The organism is Ligilactobacillus agilis, from assembly GCF_025311475.1.
GTDB lineage: Bacteria > Bacillota > Bacilli > Lactobacillales > Lactobacillaceae > Ligilactobacillus > Ligilactobacillus agilis.
Map to the genome: position 1 here is coordinate 385839 of NZ_CP104397.1, position 19162 is coordinate 405000.

General features: G+C 44.3%; 13 protein-coding genes, 1 tRNA gene and 2 rRNA genes (1 of these 16 running past the window's edge). 15 read left to right on the forward strand and 1 reads right to left on the reverse strand.

Translation table 11 applies throughout. The features are described from left to right. Window positions 1-90: 90 nt before the first annotated feature. A complete protein-coding gene (locus N4597_RS01800; protein ID WP_050611040.1) occupies window positions 91-1059 on the reverse strand; it encodes an L-lactate dehydrogenase in 969 nt (322 codons plus the stop codon). Window positions 1060-1362: 303 nt separating this feature from the next. On the opposite strand from N4597_RS01800, the gene pth reads away from it, so the two are divergent. The 15 genes from pth to N4597_RS01875 form a co-directional block, all read left to right on the forward strand. Then, the gene (pth, locus tag N4597_RS01805) at window positions 1363-1926 is read left to right on the forward strand and encodes an aminoacyl-tRNA hydrolase (protein WP_056975803.1); all 564 of its coding nucleotides are present in this window, start codon (window positions 1363-1365) and stop codon (window positions 1924-1926) included. Window positions 1927-1935: 9 nt separating this feature from the next. Beyond that, on the forward strand, window positions 1936-5460 hold the full coding sequence (gene mfd, locus N4597_RS01810; protein WP_260904309.1) for a transcription-repair coupling factor: 3525 nt from the start codon (window positions 1936-1938) through the stop codon (window positions 5458-5460). Window positions 5461-5463: 3 nt separating this feature from the next. Beyond that, window positions 5464-7059 (forward strand): putative polysaccharide biosynthesis protein, encoded by a 1596-nt coding sequence (locus N4597_RS01815; protein ID WP_172579159.1) that lies wholly within the window; start codon window positions 5464-5466, stop codon window positions 7057-7059. 1 nt (window position 7060) lies between these two features. Then, window positions 7061-7330: an RNA-binding S4 domain-containing protein gene (locus N4597_RS01820; protein WP_172577566.1), complete on the forward strand. Its 270-nt coding sequence runs from the start codon at window positions 7061-7063 to the stop codon at window positions 7328-7330. Between the two features lie 24 nt (window positions 7331-7354). Further along, window positions 7355-7741 (forward strand): FtsB family cell division protein, encoded by a 387-nt coding sequence (locus N4597_RS01825; protein WP_172579158.1) that lies wholly within the window; start codon window positions 7355-7357, stop codon window positions 7739-7741. A 94-nt stretch (window positions 7742-7835) separates the two neighbouring features. Then, complete coding sequence (locus tag N4597_RS01830) at window positions 7836-8330, forward strand: S1 domain-containing RNA-binding protein (RefSeq protein ID WP_056975813.1); 495 nt, start codon at window positions 7836-7838, stop codon at window positions 8328-8330. A gap of 57 nt (window positions 8331-8387) precedes the next feature. Beyond that, window positions 8388-9731, forward strand: coding sequence for a tRNA lysidine(34) synthetase TilS (gene tilS, locus N4597_RS01835; protein ID WP_260904316.1), 1344 nt, complete (start codon window positions 8388-8390; stop codon window positions 9729-9731). Between the two features lie 19 nt (window positions 9732-9750). Further along, window positions 9751-10296 (forward strand): hypoxanthine phosphoribosyltransferase, encoded by a 546-nt coding sequence (gene hpt, locus N4597_RS01840; RefSeq protein WP_089144954.1) that lies wholly within the window; start codon window positions 9751-9753, stop codon window positions 10294-10296. 79 nt (window positions 10297-10375) lie between these two features. After that, window positions 10376-12502, forward strand: coding sequence for an ATP-dependent zinc metalloprotease FtsH (ftsH, locus tag N4597_RS01845; RefSeq protein WP_056975819.1), 2127 nt, complete (start codon window positions 10376-10378; stop codon window positions 12500-12502). An 80-nt stretch (window positions 12503-12582) separates the two neighbouring features. Further along, entirely contained in the window at window positions 12583-13467 is an 885-nt protein-coding gene (hslO, locus tag N4597_RS01850; protein ID WP_172576452.1) for an Hsp33 family molecular chaperone HslO, read from the forward strand. 88 nt (window positions 13468-13555) lie between these two features. Further along, window positions 13556-14548, forward strand: a complete 993-nt coding sequence (dusB, locus tag N4597_RS01855; protein ID WP_050611051.1) for a tRNA dihydrouridine synthase DusB — start codon at window positions 13556-13558, stop codon at window positions 14546-14548. A 78-nt stretch (window positions 14549-14626) separates the two neighbouring features. After that, window positions 14627-16114: a lysine--tRNA ligase gene (gene lysS, locus N4597_RS01860; protein WP_050611052.1), complete on the forward strand. Its 1488-nt coding sequence runs from the start codon at window positions 14627-14629 to the stop codon at window positions 16112-16114. A 413-nt stretch (window positions 16115-16527) separates the two neighbouring features. Beyond that, window positions 16528-18090: ribosomal RNA gene (locus N4597_RS01865) — 16S ribosomal RNA — on the forward strand. A gap of 69 nt (window positions 18091-18159) precedes the next feature. Continuing rightward, window positions 18160-18232: transfer RNA gene (locus N4597_RS01870), tRNA-Ala, on the forward strand. A 151-nt stretch (window positions 18233-18383) separates the two neighbouring features. Then, window positions 18384-19162 (forward strand): 23S ribosomal RNA (locus tag N4597_RS01875); it runs 2139 nt beyond the window's last position. Together the 16S and 23S rRNA genes with 1 tRNA gene alongside form the textbook arrangement of a ribosomal RNA operon.

Consider the following 19162-nt stretch of genomic DNA (forward strand, 5'->3'; position numbering starts at 1 on the left):
ATTTTCTAAGTAATTCTTAATTCATTTTAGCATTTTCGCGGGTAAAGAAAAACCCCCCACGGAAATTCCGTAGGGGGAAAAGAAGTTAAATTACTTACCTTCTTCTAAAGTCTTCAAACCGTTTGTAAGAACTTCTTTCAAAGTCTTAGCAGAAGCGGTCATCTTAGCGTGTTCTTCTTCGTTAAGAGGAACTTCTAAGATTGAAGCAAGACCGGAGCCGTTAACAACGGCAGGAGTACCAATGTAGATGTCATTTAAGCCGTATTGACCTTCCATGTATGCTGATACAGGTAAAACAGCATCTTCGTCACGTAAGATAGCGCGAGAGATACGAGCTAAGGCTGTAGCAACACCGTAGAAAGTAGCGCCTTTCTTGTTGATGATAGTGTAAGCTTTGTTACGAACGTCATCTTCAAGTTTAGCTAATTGTTCCTTAGTAACACCGTTCTTTTCTGCCCAATCTAAGACAGGAAGACCACCGATAGTTGCAGCTGAGTAAGCAGCAAATTCTGAGTCACCGTGTTCACCCATGATGTAAGCGTGAACTGAACGTGGGTCGCGGATACCAACTAATTCACCTAAAGCAACACGTAAACGTGAAGTATCTAGGGAAGTACCAGAACCGATAACCTTGTTCTTAGGGAAGCCAGATAACTTCCAAGTAGCGTAAGTCAAGATATCAACTGGGTTAGCAGCAACTAAGAAGATGCCGTCGAAACCAGATTCAACGATTGGCTTAACGATTGAAGAAAGGATCTTCAAGTTCTTGTTAACAAGGTCAAGACGAGTTTCGCCTGGCTTTTGTGGGGCACCAGCTGTAATAACAACTAAGTCTGCATCCTTGCAGTCTGAGTATTCAGCTGAGTAAATCTTCTTTGGATATGTTAAAGCAGTAGCATCAGCTAAGTCTAATGCGTCACCTTCTGTGCGATCCTTAACAACATCCACGATACCGAATTCTTCGGCAATCCCTTGTAAAGCCATTGCGTATGCATAGCTAGAACCAACAGCGCCGTCGCCGACTAAAATAACTTTTTGATGATTTTGTGTTTTTGACACAGTCATTCATCCTTTCATAAGAAACTTATTGATACAAATATATTATACCATGCTTTTTAAAAATGTTGTATGAGTTTTCACTAATTTTACATCTATGAAAACCTTTACTTTCTAATCTTTTATCCGCTAAATGCGGAATTAGTCACAAACTAAAAGAAAGGTTTTTTTCAGAAAGTATGGTATACTAATGGAAAAATACTAGCGTTGAGATGGCGCTGTTAGTTAAAGAGGATTAGGTAGCTTACCTTATCCTCTAATTTGCCATGCTTAAGTTAAATGGGACATGAAAGGATATTTAAAAATATGAAAATGATTGTCGGACTAGGGAATATTGGAAGAAAATATGATGAAACACGTCACAATGTAGGCTTTATGGTCTTAGACCAGTTTGCCAAAGAACACCAAGTTAGCTTTGATAAGGAGGATTTTAACGCTTTAATCGCCAGTGTTTTTATTAATGGTGAAAAAGTTCTGTTAGTTAAACCTACTACTTATATGAATGAATCCGGCCGGGCGGTGGGGCCGTTAGCAACTTATTATAATATTGCTAGCGAAGACATCGCAGTCATCCATGATGATATGGACCTAGAGGTTGGCAAGTTACGCTTGCGCCAAAAGGGTTCCGCTGGGGGCCATAACGGAATCAAGAGTTTAATTCACCACTTACGCACGCAAGAATTTAAGCGGGTCCGGGTGGGGATTGGCCATCCGCAAAAAATGGCTGTAGTTGACTGGGTCTTGTCTAAGTTTACTGCTGAACAAAGACAAACAATCGATGTAACCGCCAATGAGGTGGTGGCAGCCTTAGACTATTGGTTAGCTAGCGACGACTTTATGAAGACTATGAACAAGTATAACCATAAATAGGGGGCAGTAATGGACTTAAGTGAAATTCTTCTTGAAGAAACCAAGGTTACAGACTGGTTAAAGCAGTTAAATGAAAACAAGCGCCGTAATTTAGTGACGGGCCTGGTTGGTTCAGCCAAGACGCTATTTTTGCAGACGCTTTTTCAAGAGCTAAAGCGGCCGCTGTTAATAGTAACTAGCGACCTGTACAGGATGCAGGAACTAGAAGATGACCTTAAAAACCAGGTGGAGCCAGGAACTTTATACACTTTTCCGGTTGAAGAGGTATTAGCGGCTGAAATGGCAACCAGCTCCCCTGAATTTAAAAGTCAACGGGTTCAAGCTTTAAACGCCCTGGCTAGTGGACAAGCCAAGCTGATTTTGACTTCTGTCAGTGGCTTAAGACGAAAGCTACCTGGAGTCGATTATTGGCGGAGTTTGCAATTGAAATTAACGGTGGGAATCCAACTTGACTTAGATGCCTTGGGACAAAAGTTAACGGCCATGGGTTACCGGCGGCAAAAATTAGTGGAACGGCCGGGGGATTTTGCCATTCGGGGTGAAATTGTCGACGTTTACCCGGTTGCTGGCTTAGAGGCAGTCCGCATTGATTTTTTTGACACGGAGATAGATTCGCTGCGAACCTTTGATGTGGCGAGCCAAAGAAGTATTGCTAACCTAGAGGAAGTTAGCTTGGCGCCGGCTAGTGACTTCTTGGTAGCTAAAGATGACCTAAAGGCTGCCGGAGTTAAGTTGGTGGCGGATTTTGAAAGGCTAGGCCCGGAACTAAGTGATGCTAAGCAACGGCAGGCCCTTCAAGCAACGGTTGCTCAAAAAGCCACTGCCTGGCAGGCCGGGGCTTTGACGGAAACAGACTTACCCTGGGGCGCTTACCTTTATCCTGAGGCGGTCACCCTCTTAGATTACTTAAGATCAGACGGCCTAGTGATTGTTGATGATTACAGTCGCATTGTAGACAAGAACCAAAAACTAATTAACGACGACCAAAATTGGCAAGTTACAAAGTTAGCAAGTGGTGAACTGCTACCCAACTTGCAGCTAGGCTTTGATAGTGCCGAGTTATTAAAGAATAATCAGCGGACGGGTAGTATTTTCTTAGCCCCATTTGCTAAGGGGATGGGGGGCTTACGCTTTAGTAATAAGCTCGCCATAAAAAGTCGGGCGGTCCAACAATTCTTTGGCCAGATGCCGCTTTTGAAAACGGAAAGTGAGCGCTGGCGTAAGCAAAAGCAAACGGTGGTAATTTTGGTCACGAGTAATGAGCGTTTGCACAAGGTTGAACAAACGTTGACAGACTTCGATATCCAAGTCTTACTTAGTGAGCCCAGTCAGCTTCAAAAGGGTAACCTGCAACTGGTTTTAGGCGGCTTTAGGTCGGGTTTTGAGCTGACAGAAGCCAACCTAATCGTTTTGACCGAACATGAGTTGTTTGCCAAGGTTAACCGCCACCAAGCTCGGCGGCAGACTATGTCTAACGAGCAACGCTTAAAGAGTTACACGGACCTCAAAGTTGGTGATTTCGTCGTACACGTTAATCACGGGATTGGTAAGTATTTGGGAATGGAGACCATTGAAGTTAGTGGCCGCCACCAGGATTACATGACCTTGCTTTATAAGGATGATGCCAAATTATTTATCCCCGTTAGCCAAATTGACCGGATTCAAAAGTACGTTTCCTCGGAGGCCAAGCAACCGCAAATTGCCAGCTTAACTTCTGATAAGTGGCGTAAAACTAAGAGTCGGGTGGCAAGAAAGATTGAGGACATTGCGGATGAGTTGGTAGAACTATATGCTAAGCGTGAATCTGAGCAAGGCTATGCCTTTAGTAAGGATGACAGTTACCAAAAGGAATTTGAGGATGCCTTTCCGTATACGGAAACTCCCGACCAGCTCCGCAGTAGCCAAGAAATAAAACGCGACATGGAAATGACTAAGCCGATGGACCGGTTACTAATTGGGGACGTAGGCTTTGGCAAAACGGAGGTCGCCTTACGGGCTGCTTTTAAGGCGATTCAAGATGGTAAGCAGGTCGCCTTTTTAGCGCCGACAACGGTCTTAGTCCAACAGCACTATGAAACGATTCTTAACCGTTTTGATGGTTTTCCTGTTAGCGTTGGTATTTTATCACGTTTTAGTAGCCCAACCGAAGTTAAGCAAACCCTCCAGGACTTGCGGCTAGGGTTAATTGATATTATTGTTGGCACCCACCGGCTCTTATCAAAGGACGTGAAGTTTGCCGATTTAGGCCTGCTGATTATCGACGAAGAACAACGTTTTGGGGTCAAACACAAGGAGCGCTTAAAGGAACTCAAGGCTAGCGTGGACGTCTTGACCCTAACGGCAACGCCAATCCCACGGACCTTAAACTTATCGATGTTAGGCGTGCGGGACTTATCCGTGATAGAAACAGCGCCGCTCAACCGTTACCCAATTCAAACCTACGTCTTGGAACAAAATTTTGGGGTGATTATCGACGGGATTAAACGCGAATTAGCCCGGGGGGGCCAGGTCTTTTACCTCCATAACCGGGTAGAAGATATTGAAAGTGTGGCTAATGAAATCCGGGCGCTAGTTGCAGATGCCCGGGTGGCCTACATTCACGGCCAAATGACTGAGAGCCAACTAGAGCGGGTGTTAATGGACTTTATTGCGGGTGAATATGATGTTTTAGTAACTACGACCATCATTGAAACCGGGGTTGATATTCCTAATGCCAATACCTTATTTGTTGAAAATGCAGACAAGATGGGGCTGGCTCAGCTATATCAGTTACGCGGTCGCGTGGGACGGTCTAACAGGATTGCTTATGCTTACTTTATGTACCAACCGGATAAGGTTTTGACCGAAACCGGTGAAAAAAGACTAGAGGCTATTAAAGATTTCACGGAGCTTGGTTCAGGTTTTAAGATTGCGATGCGAGACTTAGCCATTCGTGGTGCCGGCAATATTTTAGGTAAGCAACAACATGGCTTTATTGACTCAGTCGGTTATGACCTTTATACTCAAATGTTAAATACGGCGATTGCTAAGAAGCAGGGGAAAAAGGTGCAGGCTAAAACCGATGCGGAAATTAACCTAGAAATCGAGGCCTACCTGCCAACAGAGTATATTGAAGATGCCCGCCAAAAGATTGAAATCTATAAACGCATTGGCCAGTTTGAAAATCTCGAGCAGTACCGGGAGGTTCAGACTGATTTAATTGACCGTTTCGGGGATTATCCACAAGAAGTAGCTAACCTCCTAGAGATTGGCCTTTTAAAGATGTATGCCGATTTAGCCTTAATTGAAAAAATCAAGCAGACGGGCAATAAAGTGACCGTGCTCTTAGCAGAAAAATTCGTAAAGCAAGTACCGGCTCAAGCCCTCTTGAAGGTGCTAGCCCAAACTAAGTTGGTGACAAAGTTAGTGCCTAAAAAAGAGCAAGTGCAAATTGAGTGGGTCTTACAACCAACGATGGATACCGCCCAAGAGTTAAGCCAGCTAAAGGAGTTGGCCCAGCTATTAGGAAAAGAATTACAGGCTAAGAAAGGATAAGGAATGCAGACAAAAAATGCGACCAAAACCCTCTTAAAGGGGGCGTTGATTTTATCACTGGCTTCGTTAATCGCGAAGATCCTCAGTGCCTTTTACCGGGTGCCCTTTGAAAATATTGTTGGCAATACGGGTTTTTATGTTTACCAACAAGTCTACCCCTTATATGGGATTGGGATGACCTTTGCCTTAAGTGGGTTTCCGGTCTTTATCTCTAAGTTAATTGCGGAGCAAGAAGGGCAGCTAGCCAAAGTTAATTTAGCCCGCCGCCTCTTTGTTATCTTGAGTTTTTTTGCTGGGGGAATATTTATTTTTCTCCAACTGACTAGCGGGTTAATTGCTAATTCGATGGGGGATGGGCAATTAGAGTTGCTTATTAAAAGCGTCAGCTTCATGTTTTTATTCATGCCGCTTTTGGCGGTAGGACGGGGCTATTATCAAGGGACCTTTAATATGGTTCCTACGGCTATCTCCCAAGTTAGTGAGCAGTTAGTCCGGGTGGCGGTGATTTTGTTAGCCGCCTACCTGTTTACCAAGCGGGGCTGGACCTACTATGAGATGGGGGCCTGGGCGATGGCAGGTGCCACTATCGGGGCCCTTTGTGCTAGCTTAAGCTTTAGCAAATTTTACTTAGGTTCCTTTTTAAGCCAACCATTTTCTACTAGTAAGCTGAGCATGCAGACTTTAATCAGACGCCTGCTAAGCGAAGGGTTGATTATCTGTCTTTTTGCTTCGTTGATGGTGTTATTACAGTTGGTAGATTCATTTACCGTTAAACAGGCCTTAGAAGTCAAGGGCTTTAGCTCAGAGTTAGCCAAGGAAATTAAGGGAACCTATGACCGCTCGCAACCCTTAGTTCAACTAGGAATTGTGGTTGCCGTCAGTTTTTCATCGACCTTACTGCCCTCGCTGACTGAAGCCTTGCAAAAGCGGCATTTAAATGAATTTCGCAAGACAGCCAAGGCGCTGTTAAGAATCAGTGTTGGCTTGGGAGCAGCAGCTACGGTAGGATTGATTGCTTTAATGCCTGAGATTAACACGGTTTTATTTGGGGATGCTAGCTTAAGTAAAACAATCAGTATTTACGTGGTAAGCGTCTTTATGATGACCTTGATTAGTAATTACAATTCGCTATTACAGAGTTTAAACCAATATCAAATGACGGTAATAGCCTTGCTGGCCGCAATTGTGGTGAAAGCTTTAATCAACAGTTATTTAATTGAGCGCCTGGGAATTGCGGGGGCAAGTATAGCGACCGTCCTTGCGTTAATAGTTGCTCAAGCTTTAATTGCTGGCAGCCTGCCTGCCCTCTTAAAGGGGCTGTTAAGTGGTGATAATTACCTTTTAAAACTAGGGCTTGTAACTGGGATTATGGGAGTAGTTGCCGCTGTGGTGGCTAAGGTTGGTACCTTCTTACTTCCTGGTGGGCGGTTGGCCTTGTTGTTAGTAGCTTTGATTAGCGTTGGGATTGGGGTGCTTGTTTTTATTGGACTAGCCTTGTGGTTAAGGTTGTTTAGTATTCGTGAATGGCTGGCAATTCCCGGGGGAAAGAAATTATTACGCTTGACTAATAAATTTACAAATAGAAAGGGTTTAAGTTAAAATGAGACTAGACAAGTTTTTGAAAGTGTCGCGGGTGATTAAGCGGCGGACAGTGGCTAAAGAAATTGCAGATCAAGGTCGAATTTTGATTAATGATAAGGTGGCTAAATCTTCAAGCACTATCAGTGTAGGTGATGTGTTGACCATTAAATTTGGAAACAAAACCAGCAAGATTAAGGTGCTAGAGTTAAAGGAAACAACTAAGAAAAATGAAGCTGCCGGCATGTATGAATTAGTCAGCGAGGAATATAAAGAAGATTATCGTCTGTAAATAATGAGATGAGGGATAAGTAAAATGGAGCCCAAAAGAAAGCAGATTAGAGTTTTAAATAATGAATATTTTCAAGCTAAGCAAAAAGAAGCCCGGTTGCAAGCCAAGCGTCAAAAGCGGCAACAGCAACGTAGCCTTTTGCATCTTATCTGCATGGCGATAATGGGGCTGCTATTTACTTATGGCGTAATTAGGGTGGCCCAAGCCTACCTGCAAATTAAGGCGCTTAAGCAAGAAACGGTAGTGGCTAAGCGTGAACTCAAGCGGACGCAGGCTAAAAACGACCGGCTCAAACGAGAAGTAGAGCGGTTAAAGGATGCTGATTACGTGCAAAAGATTATTCGGTCTCAATATTTTTACTCCAAAGATGGTGAAACGATTTACATCTTACCCGATGATGCTAAGGACTAAAAAAATTTAGGCTAACGGTAGTTCTTAGTATAATTCTTTAATTGGTCGTGTTATACTGTTTTTGTAGACAATTTTGAGGAGGAAAAACTTTTTTATGTCAGTAGAAGTAGGAACTAAGGTTACTGGAAAGATCTCTGGGATTACTAATTTTGGAGCATTTGTTGATCTAGGAGATAAACAAACCGGATTAGTTCATATTAGTGAGGTTTCTGACGGTTTTGTAAAAGACATTCATGATGTTTTAGCCGTGGGTGATGAGGTGCAAGTTAAGATTCTTTCAGTTGGTGATGATGGTAAGATTGCTTTATCAATTAGAAAAGCAATGGCTAAAAAACCAAGTGCAAAGGAACATAAGCCTTATAAGAAGCATGAAGGCGATAATAACAATGGCCGCTTCCACCATGAACATAATCGAAATCGCGATGACAAGCGGCACTCATTTAACAATTCCAAACGTAATAATGATGGTAAGAAAAAAGATTTTGACTCCTTATTAGCTGGCTTCTTAAAGGAAAGTGAAGATCGCCTTACTTCTTTAAAACGTAATACCGAAGGTAAACGTGGTGGTCGTGGTGGCCGCCGTAGTTAAATAGAATTGACAGGGGAACTGGAGTAATCTGGTTCCTTTTTGATTAGGATGATGATGATGTTAAGAAAATTTCAAGCTCAACTAGCTAAATTAGGCTTGGCTGGGAAAAAGGTACTAGTGGCGGTTTCTACCGGTTGTGATTCGATGGTCTTGCTAGATTTATTGCTCAAAAGTCAAAGACGGTTTGACTTGGAAATATACGTGGCTTACGTGGACCACCAATTACGCCCGGCAAGCAAAGTTGAAACGGCCTTTATTAAGGACTATTGTCATGAAAAACGGCTGCCCCTAAGAACTTATACCTGGCCTCTAGGTGAGCATCCGGCTAAGGGGGTAGAGGCTGCTGCTAGAAAGATGCGCTATGACTTTTTTAAGCGGGTGATGGCAACCGAGCAGCTAGCAACCTTACTGACCGCCCATCATGCAGACGACCAGGCGGAAACCTTTTTGATGAAGCTGATTAGGGGGGGACAACTAGCACAGTTAACCGCAATTGCGCCTCAGCGTGACTTTGGAGCGGGGAAAGAATTAGTTCGCCCGCTACTAGGATTTACCAAGCAGGAACTGGCAGACTATGCGCAGGCTAATAATTTGACCTACTTTGAAGACGAGACTAACGCTAGCGATGACTACCAACGCAATCGAATCCGCCACCACCTCTTGCCCTTGCTGAAGGCGGAAAACCCGCAAGTCCTAGACCACATCGCAGCTTACCGGACCCAGCTAAGCGATTTGCTGGCATTGGGGGATGAACTAGCGGCCGCTAATATTGCCAAGATGAAAGCAGCCGATGGTAGTTATAACCTAAAGGTCTTTCAAACTTACTCGCCCAAGTTACAAGTGCTATGCTTACAGCATTTACTAATGGAACAAGGCGTCGAGTTAAGAACCCAGTTGCCAGAAGAATTGCGGGCCGGCTTACTCGATGACCGAAAGCCTAATTTAAAAATTAAGTTGAATAAGGAGTATTACCTCCTAAAAAGTTATGAGCGGTTTGGTTTTGAAAGTGTTTGCCCCGAAAGTCAAGCGCGTGCGGTGAGTTATAACTTGGAGCCTAATGAGTGGATTGACCTCGGGGCAGCAGGAAAGGTGGGGTTAGTTAGCTTTGAGGATTACCAGGCTAGACCCGGGGATGATTACTTAGAGCTAAGCGAACTACCTGCGGGTGGCCTAGTTTTACGGCACCGGCTTAGTGGGGATAAATTGGTGACTACACATGGTCGCCAAAAAGTTAAGAAAATAATGATTGATAACAAAGTGCCGCTAGCCCAAAGAAAGACTAGCTGGTTGGTGGCTGATCAGGGCCAAAATGTTTATTGGGTTTTAGGTTTAAAAAAATCTGATTTGTCACGGGGCGCTGTAAATGCTAAAATTCAATACATAGTAGTACATAGAAGTTAATTCAGAAAGAGGATGCATTATGAATAACGATATCAAAGAAGTGTTATATAGCCAAGAAGACATCAAGGCTGTCGCAGAAAAGTTGGGGCAAGAAATCACGAAGGATTACGAAGGTAAAAATCCCATCGTAATTTGTGTTTTAAAGGGCGCCATTTTATTTATGGCAGACATTGCCCGTGAAATTAAGACCTACTGTGAATTGGATTTCATGGATGTTTCTAGTTACGGTGATGCGACTGTGTCATCAGGTGAAGTTAAAATTATTAAGGACCTAGATACATCTGTTAAAGACCGTCACGTTTTGATTATTGAAGACATTATTGATACTGGGCGGACTTTGGAAAGATTGGTTGACCTATTAGAACACCGTAATGCTGCTTCTGTTAAGATTTGTACTTTACTTGATAAACCAGAACGCCGGGTAAAAGGGGTTAGTCCTGATTACGTTGGTTTTGAAGTTCCAAATGAATTCGTAGTGGGGTATGGTCTTGATTACATGGGTAAGTACCGTAACCTACCATACGTGGGCATTTTAAAACCAGCAGTTTATGAAAATAATGATTAAGAAGCTGGCTAATTATTGGTCAATAAAAGTCAAATATGCTATGATTACTTACAGTAACTATTAGGTTAGGAGGAAACTTATGAACAATAAGAAAAATGGGCTATTAAGAAATAGTCTATTTTACATCGTGATTTTCCTTGGGTTTATGGGGATGCTTTACTACTTCTTTGGCAGTAAGGAAAGCACTAATTCCCAACAAATTCAATCGAGTCAGTTCGTAACTGAGCTGCGCAAAGATAACGTTAAGGATTTCACGATTCAACCTTCTGGCAGTACCTACAAAATCACAGGTACCTATCGCAAAGCTAAGAAGGCTAAGGCACCAGCCGGGTTAGCAGGCTTATCTGCTCCAAGTGCTAAGGTGACTACCTTCACAACAAATGTTTTAACGAATGATACTGTCATTAAGACGATTGAAAATTATGCTGCCAAGAATAACGTTAAAAATAACACCAAAGAAGAAGAATCCAGTAGCGTGTGGATTCAACTGCTAATTTCACTGTTGCCCTTGGTCTTTATCGTAATCTTCTTCTATATTATGATGGGCCAAGCTGGTCAAGGCGGTGGCAATGGTCGGGTGATGAACTTTGGTAAGTCGAAGGCTAAGCCGGTCGACAAGAAGAATAACAAGGTTCGCTTCTCTGACGTTGCTGGTGCCGAAGAAGAAAAGCAAGAGTTAGTGGAAGTCGTTGAATTCTTACGTGATCCACGGAAATTCTTAGCTTTGGGGGCACGGATTCCATCTGGGGTCTTACTTGAAGGCCCTCCCGGAACTGGTAAAACCTTGCTCGCTAAGGCCGTAGCCGGTGAAGCCGGGGTACCGTTCTTCTCAATTTCTGGGTCCGACTTTGTTGAAATGTTCGTCGGGGTCGGGGCCAGCCGGGTTCGTGACTTGTTTGAAAATGCTAAGAAAAACGCGCCATCAATCATCTTTATCGATGAAATTGATGCCGTTGGTCGCCGGCGTGGTAACGGTATGGGGGGCGGTCACGATGAACGTGAACAAACCTTAAACCAAATGCTGGTTGAAATGGACGGGTTCGAAGGTGATGAAGGAGTCATCGTTATGGCTGCTACTAACCGGTCTGATGTCTTGGACCCAGCCTTGCTTCGGCCGGGCCGGTTTGACCGTAAGATTTTAGTTGGTCGTCCTGACGTTAAGGGCAGAGAAGCAATCTTGAAGGTCCACGCTAGAAATAAGCCGTTAGCTGGCGACGTTGATTTGAAGATGATTGCCAAGCAAACGCCTGGTTTTGTGGGGGCCGACTTGGAAAACTTGCTTAATGAAGCGGCCTTACTAGCAGCTCGGCGTGACAAGAAGAAAATTGACGCGTCTGATATCGACGAAGCTGAAGACCGGGTAATTGCTGGGCCAGCTAAGCGCGATCGGGTCATCTCTAAGCAAGAACGTGAAACGGTTGCTTACCACGAAGCTGGGCACACCATCGTTGGCTTAGTCTTAAACGATGCCCGGGTTGTTCACAAGGTAACGATTGTTCCGCGGGGTCGTGCTGGTGGTTACGCAATTATGCTGCCAAAAGAAGACCAAATGCTTCTTTCTAAGAAGAACATGGAAGATCAAATTGCTGGGCTGATGGGGGGCCGTGCTGCAGAAGAAATTATCTTCGGGCAAAAGTCTTCCGGGGCTTCTAACGACTTCCAACAAGCTACTCAGTTAGCCCGGGCAATGGTTACCCAATATGGGATGAGTTCTAAGTTAGGACCCGTTCAATATGAAGGTAGTGCCAACATCATGCCTGGTGAAATGGGTGGTGCCGCTCCTTACTCAGGACAAACTTCAAATCTGATTGACCAAGAGGTTAAGCGGATTTCTGAAGAAGGGATGCAAAAGGCTAAGGAAATCATCGAAGCACATAGAAAAGAACACAAGATTATTGCGCAAGCCTTGTTAGAATACGAAACACTTGATGAAAAGCAAATCTTAAGTTTATACAAGACGGGTAAGATGCCGGTCAAAGCAAGTGATGAATTTCCAAGTGAAAAGGCTGCGACCTTCGAAGAATCTAAGGAAGCCTTAGAGCGAAAAGAAGCTTTGAAGAAACAAGCCTTAGCTGATAAAGACACAAAGGATACAGCTGAGCTTTATCCAAGTGAAAAGGCGGCTGAGGACGACAGTCTTAAGACGACGGTTTACTATCCTAAGTCAAAGACTAGTGAGTCGGATTCAGAGGATAAACAAAAATAAGAGCTACTAAGTGGGACAGAAAAAGGCAGTCCGTTGATTGCGATTTTCTCGTCTCACTTTTTTTGGAAAGGAAGATCTAAATGACAGATTACATGGTGAAATCATTAGTATATAAAGGGGCATTGCGGGCTTATGCGGTTGATGCAACCGAAGTTGTGCGCGAGGCCCAAAAACGACATGACACTTGGAGTGCCGCTTCTGCTGCCTTAGGGAGAAGTTTGGTGGGAACGTTGCTTTTAGCCGCCGCCTCAATGAAAGGCGACGAAAAGATGACCGTCAAAATTAACGGCAATGGGCCGGTGGGCGGAATCGTGATTGATGCTAATTCAAAGGGGGAAGTCAAAGGCTACCTGCAACACCCACATGTCCACTTGCCTTTAAATTCTAACCATAAAATTGACGTTAAGGGTGCGGTTGGAACGGAGGGGTTCTTAGCTGTGACTAAGGATCTAGGCTTAAAGGAACCTTTTACCGGCCAAGTTCCTTTGATTTCAGGGGAATTGGGTGAAGACTTTACGTATTACCTGGCTAAGTCAGAACAAATTCCTTCGGCAGTCGGCTTGTCTGTTTTTGTTAATGACGATAACAGTATCGAGACTGCAGGTGGGTTTATGATTCAAGTCCTTCCAGGGGCAAGTGATGAGATTTTAACCAAGCTTGAACAACGCTTAGCAAAGCTCCCACTAGTTTCTGAGATGATGCGACAAGGCAAGACGCCAGAAGCAATTTTAGAAACCATTTTCCCTGATACCGAAGTTGAATTTTTAGAAAGACAACCCGTAGCCTTTAAGTGTGATTGTTCTAAGGAACGGTTTGCGGAAGCTTTGGCTAGCTTACCCCAAGCGGATATTGACGACATGATTGCTAAGGACCATGGAGCCCAAGCGGTTTGCCATTTTTGTGGGGCTGAGTATGATTACAGCGAAGCCGACTTGAAGCGAATTATGAAAGAAGCCCGGGCATAACGGTTTTCATTTTCAGAAAAAAATGGTATCATGCAACGAGTAAGCAAAAGTCAGACTTAGTAATATTTAGTATGAGGTGAAAATGAAAATGGAATGGAAGATAGGTGACATTGTTATCCCTAACCAGGTAGTAGTTGCACCAATGGCAGGGGTAACCAACGTTGCGTTCCGGTTGATTTGTAAGGAATTTGGCGCTGGCTTAGTGGTATGTGAAATGATTTCCGATAAGGGGATTCAATTTAGAAATAAAAAGACCCTGGGGATGTTATTCGTTGATCCAACTGAACACCCGGTCAGTGTTCAAATTTTTGGGGGTAGCAAGGAAACCTTAGTGGAAGCCGCTAAATTTGTGGCAGAAAATACCAGCACAGACATTATCGACATCAACATGGGTTGCCCTGTACCTAAGGTAACTAAGACTGATGCCGGGGCTCACTGGCTATTAGACCCTGATAAGGTCTACGAAATGGTTAAGGCTGTAACTTCTAGCATCGATAAGCCGGTTACGGTTAAGATGCGGACCGGTTGGGATGAAGACCATATCTTGGCGGTAGAAAACGCGCTGGCAGCTCAAGAAGGTGGTGCGGCCGCCTTAGCAATGCATGGTCGGACTAGAAAGCAACTTTACAGTGGCCATGCCGACTGGGACTTACTCCACAAGGTGGCTAACAGCCTAACTGAGATTCCGTTCATTGGTAATGGTGATGTCACCACCCCTGAAGAAGCTAAGAAAATGCTTGATGAAGTCGGGGCAGATGCGGTTATGATTGGTCGGGCTGCTTTAGGTAACCCGTGGATTGTAAAACAAACGGTTAACTACTTAGAAAATGGGGAAATTATTGCGGAACCAAGTCCAGCCGAAAAGATTACGGTGGCTAAGGAACACTTACACCGCTTAGTGAAGGTTAAGGGCGAAAAGATGGGGCCAAGGGAATTTAGGTCACAAGCCGCTTACTACCTAAAGGGAATTCCGCGCTCAGCCCGGACTAAGGCCGCTTTAAATTCTGCTGAAACCGAAGCGGAAATGGTGGAAATTTTTGACAACTTTTTAGCGGACACACTAGCAAGACAAGCACGCTAAAATCTTTATAAGATTAGGCTTTAATTTGTGCTATACTGAAGAATGTATGAAAATTTTGAAAGTGAGGTTAAGCATTCAATGGCAAATCAACAATCCATGAATGACCAATTACGGGTCAGAAGAGAAAAGATGCAAGAATTGCGTGAGCTAGGCATCGATCCTTTTGGACACCGCTTTGAACGTGACCATACTAATGCACAATTACATGAAAAGTTTGGTAACGAATCAAAAGATGAATTAAATGATCAACATATCGAAGTAACAATCGCAGGCCGGATGGTTGCAAAACGGGGTAAGGGTAAAGTTGGTTTTGCCGACTTACAAGACCGGACAGGCCGGATGCAACTTTACATTCGCAAGGATGAAGTTGGCGAAGAAATGTACCACATCTTTAAGCGTTCCGACTTAGGGGACCACTTAGGGATTACTGGGGAAATCATTAAGACTGACATGGGGGAATTAACCGTTAAAGTATCTAAGTTAACTTTCCTTTCCAAGGCCTTACGTCCACTACCAGACAAATTCCACGGACTCCAAAACGTTGAACAAATTTACCGTCAACGCTACTTAGACTTAATTACTAACCGCGAAAGTTACCAACGCTTCGTTAACCGGAGTAAAATTGTTTCTGCGGTGCGGTCTTATTTAGATGGCCAAGGTTTCTTAGAAGTTGAAACCCCAGTTTTACATAACCAAGCTGGTGGTGCAGCTGCCCGGCCATTTATTACCCACCACAATGCCTTAGATATTCAACTTTACCTACGAATTGCGTTAGAGTTACACCTCAAGCGTTTAATTGTTGGGGGTATGGAACGGGTTTATGAAATCGGGCGGGTTTTCCGGAATGAAGGGATTGACACTAAGCACAACCCTGAATTTACGATGTTGGAAACCTATGCTGCCTACTTCGATTTCAAGGACGTTATGGATGAAACGGAAGGCATCTTTAAGGCGGCTGCTAAGGTTGTAACTACTGACGGTAAGATTAACTACCAAGGAACAGAAGTTGACTTCAACAAGGAATTCAAGCGGGTCCACATGGTTGATTTGATTAAGGAAAAGACCGGGGTAGATTTCTGGCAAGAAATGACCCTTGAAGAAGCCCGTAAACTAGCCGATGAACATAAGGTACACTATGAATCATACTGGCAAGTTGGCCATATCATCAATGAATTCTTTGAACAATTCTGCGAAGATACGATTGTTGACCCAACCTTTGTTTACGGCCACCCAGTAGAAATTTCACCTTTGGCTAAGAAGAATGCTGATGACCCTCGCTTTACAGACCGGTTTGAACTCTTTATTTTAGGTAATGAGTATGCTAATGCCTTTACTGAATTAAATGACCCAATTGATCAACGGCAACGGTTCGAAGCGCAAGTGGCTGAACGTCAGGCTGGTAATGATGAAGCCGAAGGAATCGATGAAGATTACATTGAAGCGATGGAATATGGGATGCCTCCAACTGGTGGGCTTGGTATCGGAATTGACCGCCTAGTAATGTTATTAACTGACGCACCGTCAATTCGTGACGTCCTCTTATTCCCTACTTTGCGTCCAGAATAAAGGTTAACTAAATAAAGCTAAATGAGCACGTTGTAGCACTAACTACGACGTGCTTATTTTTTGTGGAAAATAATTCAAAAAAAGTATTGACGATAAAATATTAGCTTGGTATACTATAAAAGTTGTCGCCGTTAAGTACGGTGGTAACGAAATAAAAAACTTGTTGACACTAATTAATAAGTTTGGTATTATGTAAAAGTTGCTGTTAGTCAGTTGCTTCTTAGTTAATAAAAAATAATTCTTGACATTAAGAATTATTTAAGCTAAACTAAAGTAGTTGCTGATAAGCAACTTGAGTAGATCTTTGAAAACTGAACAAAGTTTTAGACAAACCAAATGTGTAGGGTCAGTTGGAAACAACTGCAAAACATTTGCGAAGTCAATTCGCTAGTATAAAAATGAGTCGCAAATTCTAAAATGAGAGTTTGATCCTGGCTCAGGACGAACGCTGGCGGCGTGCCTAATACATGCAAGTCGAACGCTTTTTTCAATCATCGTAGCTTGCTACACCGATTGAAAATTGAGTGGCGAACGGGTGAGTAACACGTGGGTAACCTGCCCAAAAGAGGGGGATAACACTTGGAAACAGGTGCTAATACCGCATAACCATGATGACCGCATGGTCATTATGTAAAAGATGGTTTCGGCTATCACTTTTGGATGGACCCGCGGCGTATTAACTTGTTGGTAGGGTAACGGCCTACCAAGGTAATGATACGTAGCCGAACTGAGAGGTTGATCGGCCACATTGGGACTGAGACACGGCCCAAACTCCTACGGGAGGCAGCAGTAGGGAATCTTCCACAATGGGCGCAAGCCTGATGGAGCAACGCCGCGTGAGTGAAGAAGGTCTTCGGATCGTAAAACTCTGTTGTTAGAGAAGAACATGCGAGAGAGTAACTGTTCTTGTATTGACGGTATCTAACCAGAAAGCCACGGCTAACTACGTGCCAGCAGCCGCGGTAATACGTAGGTGGCAAGCGTTGTCCGGATTTATTGGGCGTAAAGGGAACGCAGGCGGTCCTTTAAGTCTGATGTGAAAGCCTTCGGCTTAACCGAAGAATTGCATTGGAAACTGGAGGACTTGAGTGCAGAAGAGGAGAGTGGAACTCCATGTGTAGCGGTGAAATGCGTAGATATATGGAAGAACACCAGTGGCGAAAGCGGCTCTCTGGTCTGTAACTGACGCTGAGGTTCGAAAGTGTGGGTAGCAAACAGGATTAGATACCCTGGTAGTCCACACCGTAAACGATGAATGCTAAGTGTTGGAGGGTTTCCGCCCTTCAGTGCTGCAGCTAACGCAATAAGCATTCCGCCTGGGGAGTACGACCGCAAGGTTGAAACTCAAAGGAATTGACGGGGGCCCGCACAAGCGGTGGAGCATGTGGTTTAATTCGAAGCAACGCGAAGAACCTTACCAGGTCTTGACATCTTTTGACCATCTTAGAGATAAGATTTTCCCTTCGGGGACAAAATGACAGGTGGTGCATGGCTGTCGTCAGCTCGTGTCGTGAGATGTTGGGTTAAGTCCCGCAACGAGCGCAACCCTTGTTGTCAGTTGCCAGCATTAAGTTGGGCACTCTGGCGAGACTGCCGGTGACAAACCGGAGGAAGGTGGGGACGACGTCAAGTCATCATGCCCCTTATGACCTGGGCTACACACGTGCTACAATGGACGGTACAACGAGTCGCAAACTCGCGAGGGCAAGCTAATCTCTTAAAGCCGTTCTCAGTTCGGATTGTAGGCTGCAACTCGCCTACATGAAGTCGGAATCGCTAGTAATCGCGAATCAGCATGTCGCGGTGAATACGTTCCCGGGCCTTGTACACACCGCCCGTCACACCATGAGAGTTTGTAACACCCAAAGCCGGTGGGGTAACCTTTTAGGAGCTAGCCGTCTAAGGTGGGACAGATGATTGGGGTGAAGTCGTAACAAGGTAGCCGTAGGAGAACCTGCGGCTGGATCACCTCCTTTCTAAGGATATTACGGAAACCTACACAGCGTTTAAAACTTTGTTTAGTTTTGAGAGTTCTACTCTTGAATGGGGCTTTAGCTCAGTTGGGAGAGCGCCTGCTTTGCAAGCAGGAGGTCATCGGTTCGATCCCGTTAAGCTCCATTGATAGCGTAAGTTATCGAACTTGTTCTTTGAAAACTAGATATTTATTCTATTTCTTATTTAATAAAAAACCGAGAAAACACCGCGTTTTAAAGAGTTAAAACAAGAATTAGTTCTTAATCGCAAACTCATAGCTTAAGTTTTTAAGCGAGGTTAAGTTATTAAGGGCGCATGGTGGATGCCTTGGCACTAGGAGCCGATGAAGGACGTGACTAACTGCGATATGCTTCGGGGAGTTGTAAGTAAACTGTGAACCGGAGATTTCCGAATGGGGCAACCCAGCAGGCCTAACGGCCTGTTATCGCTAAGTGAATTCATAGCTTAGTTGAAGGTAGACGTGGGGAACTGAAACATCTAAGTACCCATAGGAAGAGAAAGAAATTCGATTCCCCCAGTAGCGGCGAGCGAAGAGGGAAGAGCCCAAACCGAGAAGCTTGCTTCTCGGGGTTGTAGGACTGGACTTTAGAGTTACCAAGAGATTTGATAGTTGAATGATTTGGGAAAATCAGCCAGAGAAGGTGAGAGCCCTGTAAACGAAATTGAGTCTCCTCTGTCCAGGATCCTGAGTACGGCGGAACACGTGAAACTCCGTCGGAATCCGGGAGGACCATCTCCCAAGGCTAAATACTACCTAGTGACCGATAGTGAACCAGTACCGTGAGGGAAAGGTGAAAAGCACCCCGGGAGGGGAGTGAAAGAGTTCCTGAAACCATGTGCCTACAAGTAGTTAGAGCCCGTTAATGGGTGATAGCGTGCCTTTTGTAGAATGAACCGGCGAGTTACGTTAGCATGCGAGGTTAAGGGGGAAAGCCCGGAGCCAAAGCGAAAGCGAGTCTGAATAGGGCGTTTTAGTATGTTGACGTAAACCCGAAACCAGGTGACCTACCCATGTCCAGGTTGAAGGTGCGGTAAAACGCACTGGAGGACCGA